At 64.1% G+C, this 13,146-nt stretch carries 12 protein-coding genes; 7 read left to right on the top strand and 5 right to left on the bottom strand.

Going from position 1 to position 13,146, the window contains the following annotated elements; all coding sequences use genetic code 11:
- The first annotated feature begins 374 nt into the window (after positions 1–374).
- Entirely contained in the window at positions 375–839 is a 465-nt protein-coding gene (gene dksA, locus SX1_RS08230) for an RNA polymerase-binding protein DksA (RefSeq protein ID WP_006966545.1), read from the top strand.
- Positions 840–907: 68 nt separating this feature from the next.
- A complete protein-coding gene (locus SX1_RS08225) occupies positions 908–1,282 on the top strand; it encodes a PilZ domain-containing protein (RefSeq protein WP_017184713.1) in 375 nt (124 codons plus the stop codon).
- Positions 1,283–1,428: 146 nt separating this feature from the next.
- Here SX1_RS08225 and SX1_RS23745 read toward each other — a convergent pair whose 3' ends face one another.
- Positions 1,429–1,587: a YdcH family protein gene (locus tag SX1_RS23745; RefSeq protein ID WP_006966541.1), complete on the bottom strand. Its 159-nt coding sequence runs from the start codon at positions 1,585–1,587 to the stop codon at positions 1,429–1,431.
- Positions 1,588–1,775: 188 nt separating this feature from the next.
- Between SX1_RS23745 and SX1_RS08215 the strand changes: the two genes are divergently transcribed.
- From SX1_RS08215 to SX1_RS08195, 5 genes are all read left to right on the top strand, one after another.
- Positions 1,776–1,955 carry a YdcH family protein gene (locus SX1_RS08215; RefSeq protein WP_017184712.1) on the top strand — a complete coding sequence of 60 codons (180 nt, stop codon included), beginning with the start codon at positions 1,776–1,778 and terminating at the stop codon, positions 1,953–1,955.
- A 121-nt stretch (positions 1,956–2,076) separates the two neighbouring features.
- The gene (locus SX1_RS08210) at positions 2,077–2,556 is read left to right on the top strand and encodes a DUF1465 family protein (RefSeq protein WP_017184711.1); all 480 of its coding nucleotides are present in this window, start codon (positions 2,077–2,079) and stop codon (positions 2,554–2,556) included.
- A 77-nt stretch (positions 2,557–2,633) separates the two neighbouring features.
- The gene (locus SX1_RS08205; protein WP_026149589.1) at positions 2,634–4,676 is read left to right on the top strand and encodes a BamA/TamA family outer membrane protein; all 2,043 of its coding nucleotides are present in this window, start codon (positions 2,634–2,636) and stop codon (positions 4,674–4,676) included.
- Complete coding sequence (locus SX1_RS08200) at positions 4,676–8,854, top strand: translocation/assembly module TamB domain-containing protein (protein ID WP_019052595.1); 4,179 nt, start codon at positions 4,676–4,678, stop codon at positions 8,852–8,854. The genes SX1_RS08205 and SX1_RS08200 overlap by 1 nt, the downstream gene beginning before the upstream one ends.
- 209 nt (positions 8,855–9,063) lie before the next feature.
- Positions 9,064–9,717 (top strand): outer membrane protein, encoded by a 654-nt coding sequence (locus tag SX1_RS08195; protein ID WP_019052594.1) that lies wholly within the window; start codon positions 9,064–9,066, stop codon positions 9,715–9,717.
- An 82-nt stretch (positions 9,718–9,799) separates the two neighbouring features.
- Here the strand turns inward: SX1_RS08195 and pyrF are convergent, their stop codons facing one another.
- The 4 genes from pyrF to SX1_RS08175 all read right to left on the bottom strand — a co-directional run bounded on the left by pyrF (position 9,800) and on the right by SX1_RS08175 (position 13,145).
- Positions 9,800–10,474, bottom strand: coding sequence for an orotidine-5'-phosphate decarboxylase (gene pyrF, locus SX1_RS08190; protein WP_017184707.1), 675 nt, complete (start codon positions 10,472–10,474; stop codon positions 9,800–9,802).
- Positions 10,471–10,809: a lipopolysaccharide assembly protein LapA domain-containing protein gene (locus SX1_RS08185; protein ID WP_026149588.1), complete on the bottom strand. Its 339-nt coding sequence runs from the start codon at positions 10,807–10,809 to the stop codon at positions 10,471–10,473. Before SX1_RS08185 ends, pyrF begins: the two co-directional genes overlap by 4 nt.
- Before the next feature lie 69 nt (positions 10,810–10,878).
- Complete coding sequence (locus SX1_RS08180) at positions 10,879–11,736, bottom strand: aldose 1-epimerase (protein ID WP_019052592.1); 858 nt, start codon at positions 11,734–11,736, stop codon at positions 10,879–10,881.
- Positions 11,733–13,145 (bottom strand): sugar porter family MFS transporter, encoded by a 1,413-nt coding sequence (locus SX1_RS08175; RefSeq protein ID WP_019052591.1) that lies wholly within the window; start codon positions 13,143–13,145, stop codon positions 11,733–11,735. The genes SX1_RS08180 and SX1_RS08175 overlap by 4 nt, the downstream gene beginning before the upstream one ends.
- Between the last annotated feature and the right edge of the window lies 1 nt (position 13,146).

Below are 13,146 nucleotides of genomic sequence, written 5' to 3'. Positions count from 1 at the left end.
CATTGGCTTTTTCCAATGATGGGCTGGTAGGAACTTCCTATGCGTAAGAACGCAAAAGAAAGCGTTAACTGCAACGCTGTTAACCCTGAATGTGATATTCAAGTCGAGGAAAATCCTACCTTCTTCCAAAGGGAAATGGTTAACGTCCCACTATGGAACGACTGTCGCGAGCCAGGTAAAAATCGCTTGATGCGTTTCGCCGATTTGCCTTGCGCGCGGGACTCGGCTGCGCCGGCGTCAAGCCCCGATGAAAACGAACCGCAGCAATATTGCCTGCTTGTGTCGCCCTTCGCCCGTCGCTATGACGCGCCTTCAATGAAAAGTCATGGGCGCCCGGTCGTTAAGCGCCGGCGTCCTCCGAGTCGGAGAGCCAGATGGCATCGGTCCTGAATTCCGATAAAGACGGCGACAAGCCGCCCAAATCGACTGTCGAACTTCCTGCAGACTACCGGCCTTCCGCCGATGAGGAATTCATGAACCCGTTGCAGCTGGAATATTTCCGGCAGCGCTTGTGGGACTGGAAAAAGCAGATCCATGCCGAAGCCGAAGGGACGCTTGCCGTCCTTCAGAATGAGCCGCTTCGCGAACCCGACCTGAATGACCGCGCATCGAGCGAGACCGACTGGTCGATCGAACTGCGCACCCGCGACCGCCAGCGCAAGCTGATCTCCAAGATCGAGGCGGCGCTCCGCCGGATCGAGGACGGCGAATATGGTTATTGCGAAGTCACCGGCGAACCGATTTCGCTGGGTCGGCTGGAGGCCCGGCCGATCGCGACCATGACCGTCGAAGCGCAGGAACGGCATGAGCGGCAAGAGAAGATTTCCCGCGACGATTAACCCTTTCTCCATCCCCCCGCGCCTATGGTGCCCGCCAATTATCTGGCATTTTATTCGCGGGTCTTGGCATGAACGACCAACAGGAATCTTCCGATCGGGGACCGGCCCGCGCCGCGCCGCGTGACAGCCTGTTCCTGCTGACCAGTTTCATGACGCCCGAAGGCGTACCGCTGGGCAAGGCCCGCGTCCGCAACCTGTCGGCCACCGGCCTGATGGCCGATTGCGAACGGGGAGTTCCGGCGGGCATCAAGGTGGAATTTGAACTGCGCGGCATCGGCAAGATGACCGGCACCGTCGCCTGGGCGCGCGGGGACAAGATTGGTTTGGCCTTTGACGAGCCGATCGACCCGCAACTGGCGCGCAAGCCTGTTTCGACGGGCGCGGCGCAACAGACGGTGCCCGATTATCTGCGGCTGCACCAGCGCGGCTTGCTGCGCCGCTGATCCAGTCCGGAAATAAACAGCCCCGCCTACCTGTTGGTTGCGGGGCTTTTTATTGTCTGAAAATGTGGAGCGGAATGAAGGCGAAGGGCCGGACCGGCAGCCTGTAGCCGCCGTGTCCCGGCCTCCTCCCGTAGCGCGCTTGATGCTTAGTGCTGCGCTTCCAGTTCTTCCTTCAACCGCAATTTCTGCTTCTTGAGCGAAGCCACCAAAATAGCGTCGGGCATAGGCCGACTCGTCTCCGCCTTGATTCGGGCGTCGATACCTGCGTGCTTGGCAGAAAGAGCTGAAATGTGGCTGTTTTCCATAACATTCTCCAGATGAGGGGTGATGGACGACGAAGTAGATCATGAAATAATCATCGTGTCTCGCGCTGATTCGCACGCTGCGCCTGAATGAGAAAAATTTGCGATGGCCCGCGTCCGGGCGGCAGGGTATCAGGGGACATGACGAGCGTGGGTGACGGATCGGGGGCGCAGTGAGTAGGGAAGATATTATGCGCCGCCTGGAATTGTTGCGGGTGGAGCATCGCGACCTCGACAGCGCGATTGCCGTGCTGATGGAGTCGGGTGCGGGCGACCAGATGCAGATTGCCCGGTTCAAGAAACGCAAGCTGCGCCTGCGCGACGAGATTGCGCAGCTGGAAGACGGGCTGGTGCCCGACATCATCGCGTAAATCGGTGCTGGCGCGGGATTTTGTGGTTAACGTCGCGCTAACCGGCCCTGAATGGGACAGCCCCCGCTAAAAGCGCATCGATGGGCCTGACAAGGTTGCGATAATATGTCAGTCATCCTGCATGCAGAGCGCAGCTTTTCTGGATCGTGGCCTTCACCGGCGGCTGGTCGACGGCCTGTATCTCGAAGCCATGGTCATGGCTGACGAGGCACGGTCCTATTTCGACGGCAGCAACAGCCTGGACGAGGGGATGAGCGATCCGCTGCGCCGCGTCTCCTTCGCCTGCGAATCGCTGAAAGTGACCACCCGGCTGATGCACATCATCGCCTGGCTGCTCAGCCAGCGGGCCTGGCAGCGGGGCGAGATTGGCGATGCCGATCTGTCGGACGAGAAATATCGGCTTGGCCGCGCGACCCAGACGCCGCCCGAACTCGCCGCCGATTTTCCTTTCATGGCGCGGTCGCTGATCGATGCGAGCCAGGAATTATACGATCGCGTCGCGCGATTGCAGGACCGGATGGACATGATGCTGGGTCCGGCCACGGTCAGGGACGCCAATCCGGCGCGCGCGCTGATCGATCGCCTGCACAGCGCCTTCTGATCGTGTCGCGGCAACTGGCCGCATTCTACCGCTTCTAAGGCTGGCGCTTTCGCCCATATTTGGTCTAGACCATCGCCATGACCCATGGTTTGCGGACCTTTCGCCGCCCTCCTGGCCGCCCGCATTCCGCACGGCTCCTGCTTGTTCCTATGTTGCTCGCCTGTCCGGGCGGGGCGCTGGCGCAGTCCGTCGCGCCACCGCAAGCCGTGCCGGACCAGTCGCTCGACACCATGCCCGACATCGGCCTGGACTGGCCGGACATGGGGCAGGAGGACAGGGTGAAGCCGCTGCCCGCCGACCCGGCTGATACCCAGGTGGCGACGCCTGACGCTCTCCCTGACGCCGCCCAGCCGGTCGAGCCGGTCGAGGAAGCCGCGACCTTTGCTGACGCGGGGGAGGAGCGGCGCTACACCGTACAACTGAACGGCATCGACACGATTGCCGATGCGACCTTCAAGCAGCGCTTCGAGGAATTGTCGGCGCTGCGGCAGGGCGATGGCAAGCCCGCCAACCTCGCGCAGATCAATCGTCGCATCAAAGAGGATAATGAACTGCTGGACCGGCTGCTGCGCGCCAAGGGCTATTATGCCGCGCGCATCCGGGGCGCGGTTGCCGCGCCGCCAGCGGGCAGCGATCGCCTGGCCGTCAGCTTCGACATTGTCCCCGGCACGCAATATCTGCTCGATTCGGTCGATCTGACCGGCCTTGCCGAAACCGGCGACAAGGAAGCGCAATTGCGCGCCGCCTTCCCGCCCAAGGTTGGCGATCCGGTCGATGCCGACGCCATTCTGGCCGGGCGCGACGCGCTGTCCGTAGTGCTGGCCGAAACCGGGTTCCCCTTTGCCAAGGTCGATGAACCCGAAGTGCGGATCGACCATGAGGAGCGCAAGGGCGACCTTGACATCATCATCACGCCGGGCGGCTATCGCAGCTTTGGCGCGATCCGCATGAACAACGAAAAATTGTTCAGCGCGCACCATGTTCAGGAAATCGCCCGCTTCCATCCCGGCGATCCCTACAAGGCGTCGGATGTCGAGGATCTGCGCCGCGCCATCGTCGCAACCGGGCTTGTCTCCTCGGTCAACCTGACGCCCAAAGAGGCGGGCGATGGTTCCCATGTCGATCTGGCAGTCGATGTCCGCCCCGCGCCACTACGCACCATCGCGGGGCAGCTGGGTTATGGCACGGGCGAAGGCTATCGCGCTGAAGTCAGTTGGCAGCACCGCAATTTCTTCCCGCCCGAAGGCGCGGTAACGGTGCGCGGCGTCGTCGGCACGCAGGAACAGACCGCGTCCTTCACCTATCGCCGCAACAATTTCCACCGCCGCGACAATGTGCTGACCGGCCTGCTGTCGGTCAGCAACATCCGGCGCGACGCCTATGACGCGCGTACCATCACCCTGGCAGGCGGGCTGGAGCGGCAGACGAACATCCTGTTCCAGAAGGACTGGGTGTGGCGCATCGGCGCGGAACTCATCGCTTCCGACGAAGCCGATGCCTTCAGCGGCGGTGCGCGGCGCACCTTCCTGATCGGCGCAATTCCGTTAAGCCTGACCTATGACGGCAGCGATGATCTGCTCAACCCGACCAAGGGCTTTCGTCTGGGTGGCCGGTTCAGTCCCGAACTTTCCTTTCAGGACAAAACCTTCGGTTATGCCAAGGTGCAGGTGGATGGCAGCATCTATCAGCCGATGGGCGAAAAGCTCGTCGTCGCGGCCCGTGCGCGCTTTGGCACGATCCTTGGCTCCACCGTCGATCAGATCGCGCCGTCGCGGCGCTTCTATGCGGGCGGCGGCGCGTCGGTTCGCGGTTATGGCTATCAGGCGATCGGCCCGCGTTTCGGCGTGGACAACGACCCGGTCGGCGGCAAGAGTCTCGCGGAATTCTCGCTGGAGGGGCGGGTGCGCTTTGGCAATTTCGGCGTCGTGCCCTTCATCGATGCAGGCAATATCTCCACCACCTTCCTGCCGCGCTTCCGCGACCTGCGCATCGGCACCGGGCTTGGGCTGCGCTATTATAGCAACTTCGGCCCGATCCGCATCGACGTCGGTACGCCGATCAACCCGCAAAAGGGCGATCCGCGCGTCGCCGTCTATGTGTCGCTGGGGCAAGCCTTCTGATGGTGGACGAAGCGCCCGCCGAGAAGCCGCATCGCCGCCGCGCCTGGGATGGACGCTGGCAGCGCTGGGTGCTGGGCATCATCGTCACTTTGCTGCTGATCGTCGCTGGCGCGCTGGCCTGGCTCGACACGGCGCCCGGCCATCGCTTCCTCATCAGCCGGATCGCGACGATCAAACCGCCATCGGGCCTGCGCATCCAGGTCGACCGGATCGATGGCAGCATTTATCACAAGGCCGTTCTCCACAATCTGACCCTGTCCGACCCGACGGGCCGCTTCTTCGACGCGCCACGGGTCGAACTGGACTGGTGGCCCTTCGCCTGGGCCTATAACCGGCTGGACATCGACCGGCTGGTGATCCCGCGCGCCACCCTGCACAAATTGCCCAAGCTCAATCCCAGCCGGAAGCAGGGGCCGATCCTTCCCGGTTTCGACATCCGGCTGATGGAATTTTCGGTCGGTCGGCTGACGATCGCGCCGGGCATTACTGGCCGTGCGCAGCAGGCGACGATGGCGGGCGACGCGGACATTCGCGGCGGCCGTGCGATCATAGATCTGACCGCCCGCGTGATCGACGGGCAGGACGCGCTGACCATCGCGCTCGACAGTCGCCCCGACGATGATCGTTTCCGCCTGGACGTCACGGTCAATGCGCCAAGGGGCGGCGTCCTGGCGGCGATGGCGGGCCTGAAGCAGGACGCCAATCTGCGCATCGGCGGCAAGGGCGGCTGGAGCCGTTGGGACGGTCGCCTGTCCGCCACGCTCGATGCCCAGCCCGTCGCCGATTTCGTGCTGGCCGCGCGCCAGGGCGCCTATTCGGCCCGTGGTTCGATCGAGGGCGGCGCGATCGTCGGCAATGGCCTTGTCCAGCGTATTGCCGCGCCGCGCCTGGTCGTGCGCGCCAACGGGACGATGGTGGACCGGGTGATTGACGGTCGCCTCTGGCTCCGTTCCGCCGCGATCGATCTGGAAGCCGACGGGGCGATCGACCTGCGCAACAATGCGCTCGACAATATGCTGGTGCAGTTGAAGCTCGCCCGTCCACAGGCCTTGTTCAAGACTATGCGCGGGCAGGATGTCGCGGCGAAAATCCGTCTGGACGGTGCATTCGCGACGCTGGGCTATGAATATCTGCTCACCGCCCGCCAACTGGCGTTCGACAAGACGGTGATCAGCACCGTGCGGATGGATGGCAAGGGGCGTCGGTCGGAAAATGGCCCGGCGCTGGTCCCGGTACGCCTGCGCGCCGCGCGGCTCGATGGGCAGGGCGAACTGGTCGAAGGGATCGTCCGCAATTTCGCGCTCGACGGCGTGCTCCAGATCAAGGGCCAGCAGATTGTCAGCAATCCGATGGACGTGCGGTCGGACAAGTTGCGCGGCAAGCTGCTGATGCTCGCCGACCTCCAGACAGGTCGGTATGATTTTGGTCTGGATGGCCAGATTGTCGGTTTGGCCATTCGTGGCTTCGGCATCGTCGACCTGACGTCGAAATTGCGCGCAGTGCCCGGTCCCAATCGCAGCTTTGGCCTGAGCGGCAATGCGCTGGCGCGGGTGCGGCGGCTGGACAATGAATTTCTGCGTACGCTGGGCGGCGGCCTGCCGACCGTTCGCAGCGCGCTCGCGCTGCGCCCCGATGGCCAGTTGGCGCTCACCAATTTGCAGCTTGATGCGCCGCTGCTGACGCTGACGGGCAATGGCCTGCGCCATCGCGACGGCACGATGCATCTGGAGGGGCAGGGGCGGCATGGCCAATATGGTCCGGTCAGGCTGACGCTGGATGGCAGGATCGACCGCCCGACCATCGATGTGCTGCTGGCCAGCCCGATGAAGGCGCTGGGCCTGCGCGACGTGCGCGCAAAGCTGATCCCCGATGCAAGCGGATACAGCTATACCGCTGCGGGCGGATCGACCCTTGGTCCCTTCACCGGCCGGGGCGTCATCCTGCTGCCGCAGGGCGGACAGGCGGTGGTCCGCATCGCGCGGATCGACGTGTCCGGCGTCACCGCCAGCGGTGATATTCGCCCGGTGACCGGCGGGCTGGACGGCCAATTGGCGGTTAACGGCCCGGTGACGGGCTATATCAGCCTGAAGCCAGTGGATGCGATCCAGCAGGTCCAGCTCAAACTGACCGCCAACGATGCCAGCTTCGACGGACCGACCGTCATCGCGGTGCGACGCGGCACGCTGGATGCGACGATGTTGCTTGATCCTTCGCGCACGACGCTGACAGCCACGGCGCAGGCGCGGGGCCTGCGCGTCGGCGGGGTGCTGCTGGGGCGCTTTGCCGCCAATGCCGATCTGGTCGATGGTCAGGGCAAGATACGCGGCAGCCTGTCCGGGCAGCGCGGCCGCATCTTCGACATACAGGGCGAAGCGCAGGTCGATGCCGAGCAAATCCGCCTGACCGCTGGCGGCACTGTCGACAAGCGTCCCATCCGCCTGACCCGCGCGGCGCTGCTGACCCGTACCGATGATGGCTGGCGCCTGTCGCCTGCTACCATCAGCTATGCGGGCGGATCATTGCAGCTGGCGGGCGAACTGGGCAGCGCGTCCACCCATGTCGAGGCGCGGATGCAGAAACTGCCGCTGTCCCTGCTCGACATTGGCTATGACAATCTGGGTCTGGGCGGCACCGCGACAGGTTCGCTCAGCTACGCCCAGCCGCGCGGCGGCGGCCTGCCGACGGGGACCGCGGAACTGCGCATCCGTGGCCTGTCGCGGTCTGGCCTGTCCCTGAGTTCCCGCCCGGTCGATGTCGGCGTCAACGCCGCGCTGACGGCGGATCGTCTCGCCACCCGCATGATCTTCGTTGCCGATGGCAAGACGATCGGCCGGGCGCAGGCGTTGCTCAATCCGCTGGGGCGCGAAGGCGGCCTGGTCGAACGGCTCAACCGCGCGCCACTCTTCGCGCAGCTGCGCTATGGCGGCACGGCGGACACGCTGTGGCGGCTGACCGGGGTGGAAATTGTCGACATCGGTGGCCCGGTCGATGTTTCCGCGGACATGCGCGGCACGCTGGGCAACCCGCAGATCACCGGATCGCTGGCGACCGAAAATGCCGCGATCAACAGCCCCGTCACCGGCATGCGCCTGAAAAATGTCAAGGCGCGCGGGCGTTTCTCCGGCGCGCAACTGGTCATTTCCAGCTTTGCCGCGACCGCGCAAAATGGCGGCAGCGTAAGCGGCACCGGGCGCTTCACCTTCAACGGCATAGCGGGCGTCGGCATGGACCTTGCGATGCAGGCGGACAATGCCGCCCTGCTGGAACGGGACGATATTGCCGCCACGGTCACCGGGCCGATCACCCTGCGTTCCGATGGTGTGGGCGGGACGATCGGCGGCGACCTGACGCTCAACAAGAGCCGCTTCACGCTGGGCCGCGCCGCCGCCGTGGCGCAGATTCCGGAACTGGCGGTGACCGAAATCAACAGGCGTGGCGAGGAGGTTGAGCGGGTGCGCGCCAACGTCCCCTGGGCGCTGGCGATCAAGGCGCGGGCGCGCAACCGCCTGACCGTCACCGGCCTTGGCCTCGACAGCGAATGGCGCGCCATTCTCGACATTGGCGGTACGGTCACCAACCCGGCGATCGCGGGCCGGGCGGAACTGGTGCGCGGCGGCTATGAATTTGCCGGGCGCCGGTTCGACCTGCGCGAAGGGCGCATCCAGTTTGACGGCAAGACCCCCGTCAACCCGACGCTGGACATCGACGCGCAGGCCGACGTCAGTGATCTTACCGCCACCATCCATGTCGGCGGTACCGGCCTGAAGCCCGAAATCACCTTCACCAGCGTTCCCGCGCTGCCGCAGGACGAACTTCTGTCCCGCATCCTCTTTGGCACGTCGATCACCAACCTGTCCGCGCCCGAAGCGTTGCAACTCGCTTCTGCGGTCGGTTCGTTGCAGGGCGGCGGCGGGCTCGACCCGATCAATGCGGTGCGCAAGGCAGCGGGGCTGGACCGGCTGCGCATCATCGCTGCCGATCCGACGCAGGGGCAGGGGACGTCGATCGCGGCGGGCAAATATCTGACCCGCAAAACCTATGTCGAACTGATCACCGACGGGCAGGGATACAGCGCGACCCGGATCGAATATCAGGTCACGCGCTGGCTATCGCTGCTTGGCGCCATATCGACGCTGGGCCGCGAAAGCGCCAACGTGCGCGTGTCGAAGGATTATTGATCACATCGACGCCGTCGATGCGGTGGAACGCTGAACGGCGTGCGATCGGCTCGTCGTTCCCAGCACTCAGGACGGGGACGAAACGGCCTGAACTGTGCCAATTCGGCAACATAAGTCCTTGTTTATCTTAGGTTCATGAAACCAACGGCTTTGTTCCGGCTTCAACGTCTCACCCCTGCGGGGCGTGAATGACAATTGGAGTTAAGCATATGCGTAAGTTTGTGGTCGCAACCTTTCTGGCCGGAACCGCGGTCGCCACACCTGCTCTGGCCCAGGACGTCGGCCCGACCTTTACCGGCCCGCGCGTCGAAGCGATTTTGGGCTATGACCATGTCGGCGCGGGCAGCGATATCGACAATAATAATGGTCGCGACGATCAGTCGATCGACGGCCTGCTCTACGGCGTAGGCGCTGGCTACGACATTAATCTGGGCAGCGCGGTCGTAGGCGTCGAAGGCGAATATACCGACTCGACCGCCAAGAGCGATCGTTACGACCTGACCGACCAGTTCGGTTTCGGCCGGGTGAGCCAGGGCCGTGACCTCTATATCGGCGCGCGCGCCGGTATCCTCGCCAGCCCCAATACGCTGGTTTATGTGAAAGGCGGCTACACCAACACCAAGCTCAACGTGCTGGCGGGCGATACCGACGAAACGACCGACACCGCGTTCAAGCTCGACGGCTGGCGCATCGGTGGCGGCGTGGAGCGCGCCATCAACCAGAACACCTTTGCCAAGCTGGAATATCGCTACTCCAAATATGACAGCGCCCATATCGACTTTATGGACGGCGCCACCAGCAGCGAATTCGACATCGACACTGACCGGCATCAGGTCGTGGCCAGCGTCGGCTGGCGCTTCTAAAAGCAGGGCGGGGCGGGAGAAATCCCGCCCCGTTTCTCGTTACAGGATGCAACGTCCAACATCATCGTGAACGCATTATACCCTACAGCGTCGCTTCAATCTCGCGCGCGGCGAGATCGGGATTTTCCGCCAGGCTGATCGGCCGCCCGACGACCAGGATGGATGCGCCGCGATCCAGCGCCTGTCGCGGCGTCACGGCGCGCTTCTGGTCCCCCATCGCGCCGCCCGCCGGGCGCACGCCGGGCACGACGAAAAAGCCGTCGGGCCAATGTTTCTTGACCATCGCCACTTCCTCGCCGGAACAGACGATGCCGTCCAGCCCGGCATTTTGCGCCAGGTCCGCCAATCGCCGCACCTGATCCTCCGCCTTGCCGCCTACGCCGATGTCGAGCAGGTCGGCATCGTCCAGGCTGGTGAGCACCGTAACCGCCACCACCTTGGTCTTGATGCCCGCCGCGGCCTTCGCATCCTCCAGCATCGCCCGTCCGCCTGCGGCATGGACGGTCAGGATCGCCGGTTCCAGCATGTGCAATGCCTGCACCGCCTTGGCCACCGTATTGGGAATGTCGTGCAGCTTCAGATCCAGAAAGATCGGCAGCCCGAACTTCATCATCTCATGCACGCCGTGATGACCATTGGCGCAGAAGAATTCGAGACCCAGTTTCAGCCCGCCGACATGATGACGCACCTGCTGCGCCAGATTTTGCGCCTTGCCGAGGTCCGGCGTGTCGATCGCGACATAGAGGGGGCTACTCATACGGGTCCTGTAGGATTGAGAGGGGAAAGGGACGGAGAGGGGACGTCCGCGTCCAGAGGCGGGGTGACGACCGCAGGCGGCGTGGCGGCGGCGGTGACGGCCAGCGCGCGTTCCGCGCTGTCCAGCCGACGCTTCAACCGCCAGCGCGTCGCGCGCGCCATGATCCAGAAGGGCAGCGCGCCCAGCAGAAATGCACCGATCAGCAAAACCGGCAACTTGGTTTCCATCACCATGTCGCCCCACAGGCGGACGGTCACGGGCACATAATTCGCCATGCAGAAAAAGGCCAGGACGACCGCGATTACGACCCAGAAGGCAGTCCGCAAAAATTGCATCGGCATGTCCTCTTGCTGCTCAATAGGGGCAGCTTAGGCGATCCCGTCACATTTCGGAAGCGTCTCATCCTATTTGTCGATGCGGATCGTCATCGACAATTGGGTGGCGTCACCCGGTGCCAGCACGCTCATGCCGTCCGCCCGATTGATCGCGTCGGGACAGTGGCTCACTGGTTCGATACAGAAATCGGCCGAATTGGGCGGACGATAGACATGCAGCCAATCCGCGCCGCTCGCTGTCACGGCGACGCGCAGGCCATCGCCGCGCGCAATGATCGCGTGCCCGTCCCATCCGCCATAGGCATTGTCGATCAGCGTGTCGCCCATCACCCTGGCCCCGCGCGACCAGTCGCCCAGCGTGTCGGCGGCGACTTCCCGGTCCGGCAGCATGTCGGGGGTCGAAAGCCACAGGCTGGTCGCTGCGAAGCGCAGCTGCGTTCCGGCGTCGGCCAGGAAATAGGGGTGAAATCCCAGCCCGGCCGGCATCGGCGCATCGCCGATATTGGTCAGCGTCAGGCGCATGTCGATCGCGTCGGGGCGTAGTGCCACATGCTGCTCGGCGCGATAGGGCCATGGCCATGCCGCGCCGCGCGCATGATCCTGAACCAGCCGCACCGCATCCGCCCCCTGATCGGCGACGGTCCAGGCCGCCTGCCAGCCAGTGCCATGGATGCTGTGCGGATGATCGCCGAAATTGCGCGGCAACTGATAGTCGCGCCCGTCAAAGCTGAACCGCCCATTCGCTATCCGGTTGGCATAGGGGACGAGCGGAAAGCTCGCCATGCCCAGGGGATCGTGGCAATCCTCCGGCGCGGGGCGCAGCACATCCTCGCCCCCGTGGCGCAGCCATAGCAGCGATCCGCCCGCAGCGGGGGAAAGCGCCGCTTCCAGCGCCCCCGCCCGCAATACAAGCGGCCCGTTGCTCAACCAACCATCTCCTCAAGCTCGCGACCCTTGGTCTCCTGCACCATCTTGCGCACGAAGAAGTAGGAGATCGCGGCGAACAGCGCATAGCCGCTATAGGTCATGACCAGCCCCGGCGATACAGCCAGCGCGGGAAAGCTGACCGATATGGCCGCATTGGCGATCCATTGGGCAAAACCCGCGACCGCCAGACCCGATCCGCGAATCTGGTTGGGGAACATCTCGCCCAGCATCACCCACATGATCGGGCCCCAGCTCATGTTGAAGAAGATCACATAGAGATTTGCCGAGATCAGGGCGATCAGGCCATTATGCCCCGGCAGCGTGACCCCGCCGTCCGCGCCGGTGATGGCGGTGGAAAAGGCATAGGCGACGATCGCCAGCGTCACCGCCATCCCCGCCGATCCGATCAGCAGCAGTGGCTTGCGCCCGATCCGGTCGATCAGCAACATCGACCCCAGGCAAGCGCCGATCGAGAGTACGCCAGACAATATATTGATCTGCAACGCATTATCTTCCGAAAAGCCGACGGCTTCCCACAGTGTCGCGCCATAATAAAAGACGACGTTGATGCCGACCAGCTGCTGGAACACGGCCAGGCCAATGCCGGTCCACACGATCGGGCGGATCTTGCCGCTGCTTTTTTCAATGAGGTCGGACAATTTGGGCCGATGATGGTCGGCGGCCAGGCTGTCGCGAATCTCCACCACCTTGCGCGCAGCTTCCTGCGCGCCGAACAGGCGGGTCAATACCGCCAGCGCCTCGTCCTCGCGCCCGCGCGCCACCAGATAGCGGGGGCTTTCGGGGATGAACAACAGGGCGAGCAAATAGATCGCTGCCGGAATAGCCTGTAGCCAGAACATCCAGCGCCATGCCGGGAAATCGAGCCAGAGCGGGGCGGTCGATCCGCCGGCATGACGCGCCAGCACGAAATTGGCGACGAACGCGCCGGTCAGGCCGGAAATGATCATGACCTGCTGGACGCTCGACAGCCGCCCGCGCACGGCAGCCGGGGTGACTTCCGAAATATAGACCGGCGAAATCACGCTCGCCGCGCCGACGCCCAGTCCGCCGATGATCCGCGCAAGGATGAAGATGGCGGAAGAACCGGCGGCCCCCGCCATCAGCGCGCTGAGCAGAAACAGGATCGCCGCCAGCATCATGACGCCGCGCCGCCCGATCATGTCGGCCATCCGTCCCGCGCCAAAGGCACCGATCGACGACCCGACCAGGATCGCGCCGACATTGATGCCAATGCCCAGCTTGCCGAGGTCAAAGGCGCTTTCCAGCCCCTTCTGCGTGCCGTTGATGACCCCGCTGTCATAACCGAACATGAAACCGCCGATCGTCGCCACCGCAACGATCGCCGCGATAAAGGCCATGTTGACCTTCTGCGCGCTACCCTCACTCATC

It is taken from the genome of Sphingobium xenophagum NBRC 107872 (assembly GCF_000367345.1).
In the GTDB taxonomy this organism is placed as follows: Bacteria; Pseudomonadota; Alphaproteobacteria; order Sphingomonadales; family Sphingomonadaceae; genus Sphingobium; species Sphingobium xenophagum.
This window is presented reverse-complemented; position numbering and strand designations above follow the sequence as displayed.

Coding starts and splice junctions, on each gene's coding strand:
- pyrF (WP_017184707.1), bottom strand. CDS start 10,474: ATGAGTAGCCCCCTCTATGTCGCGATCGACACGCCGGACCTCGGCAAG.
- SX1_RS08185 (WP_026149588.1), bottom strand. CDS start 10,809: ATGCAATTTTTGCGGACTGCCTTCTGGGTCGTAATCGCGGTCGTCCTG.
- SX1_RS08175 (WP_019052591.1), bottom strand. CDS start 13,145: ATGAGTGAGGGTAGCGCGCAGAAGGTCAACATGGCCTTTATCGCGGCG.
- SX1_RS08205 (WP_026149589.1), top strand. CDS start 2,634: ATGACCCATGGTTTGCGGACCTTTCGCCGCCCTCCTGGCCGCCCGCAT.
- SX1_RS08210 (WP_017184711.1), top strand. CDS start 2,077: ATGCAGAGCGCAGCTTTTCTGGATCGTGGCCTTCACCGGCGGCTGGTC.
- SX1_RS08225 (WP_017184713.1), top strand. CDS start 908: ATGAACGACCAACAGGAATCTTCCGATCGGGGACCGGCCCGCGCCGCG.
- SX1_RS23745 (WP_006966541.1), bottom strand. CDS start 1,587: ATGGAAAACAGCCACATTTCAGCTCTTTCTGCCAAGCACGCAGGTATC.
- SX1_RS08200 (WP_019052595.1), top strand. CDS start 4,676: ATGGTGGACGAAGCGCCCGCCGAGAAGCCGCATCGCCGCCGCGCCTGG.
- dksA (WP_006966545.1), top strand. CDS start 375: ATGGCATCGGTCCTGAATTCCGATAAAGACGGCGACAAGCCGCCCAAA.
- SX1_RS08215 (WP_017184712.1), top strand. CDS start 1,776: ATGCGCCGCCTGGAATTGTTGCGGGTGGAGCATCGCGACCTCGACAGC.
- SX1_RS08195 (WP_019052594.1), top strand. CDS start 9,064: ATGCGTAAGTTTGTGGTCGCAACCTTTCTGGCCGGAACCGCGGTCGCC.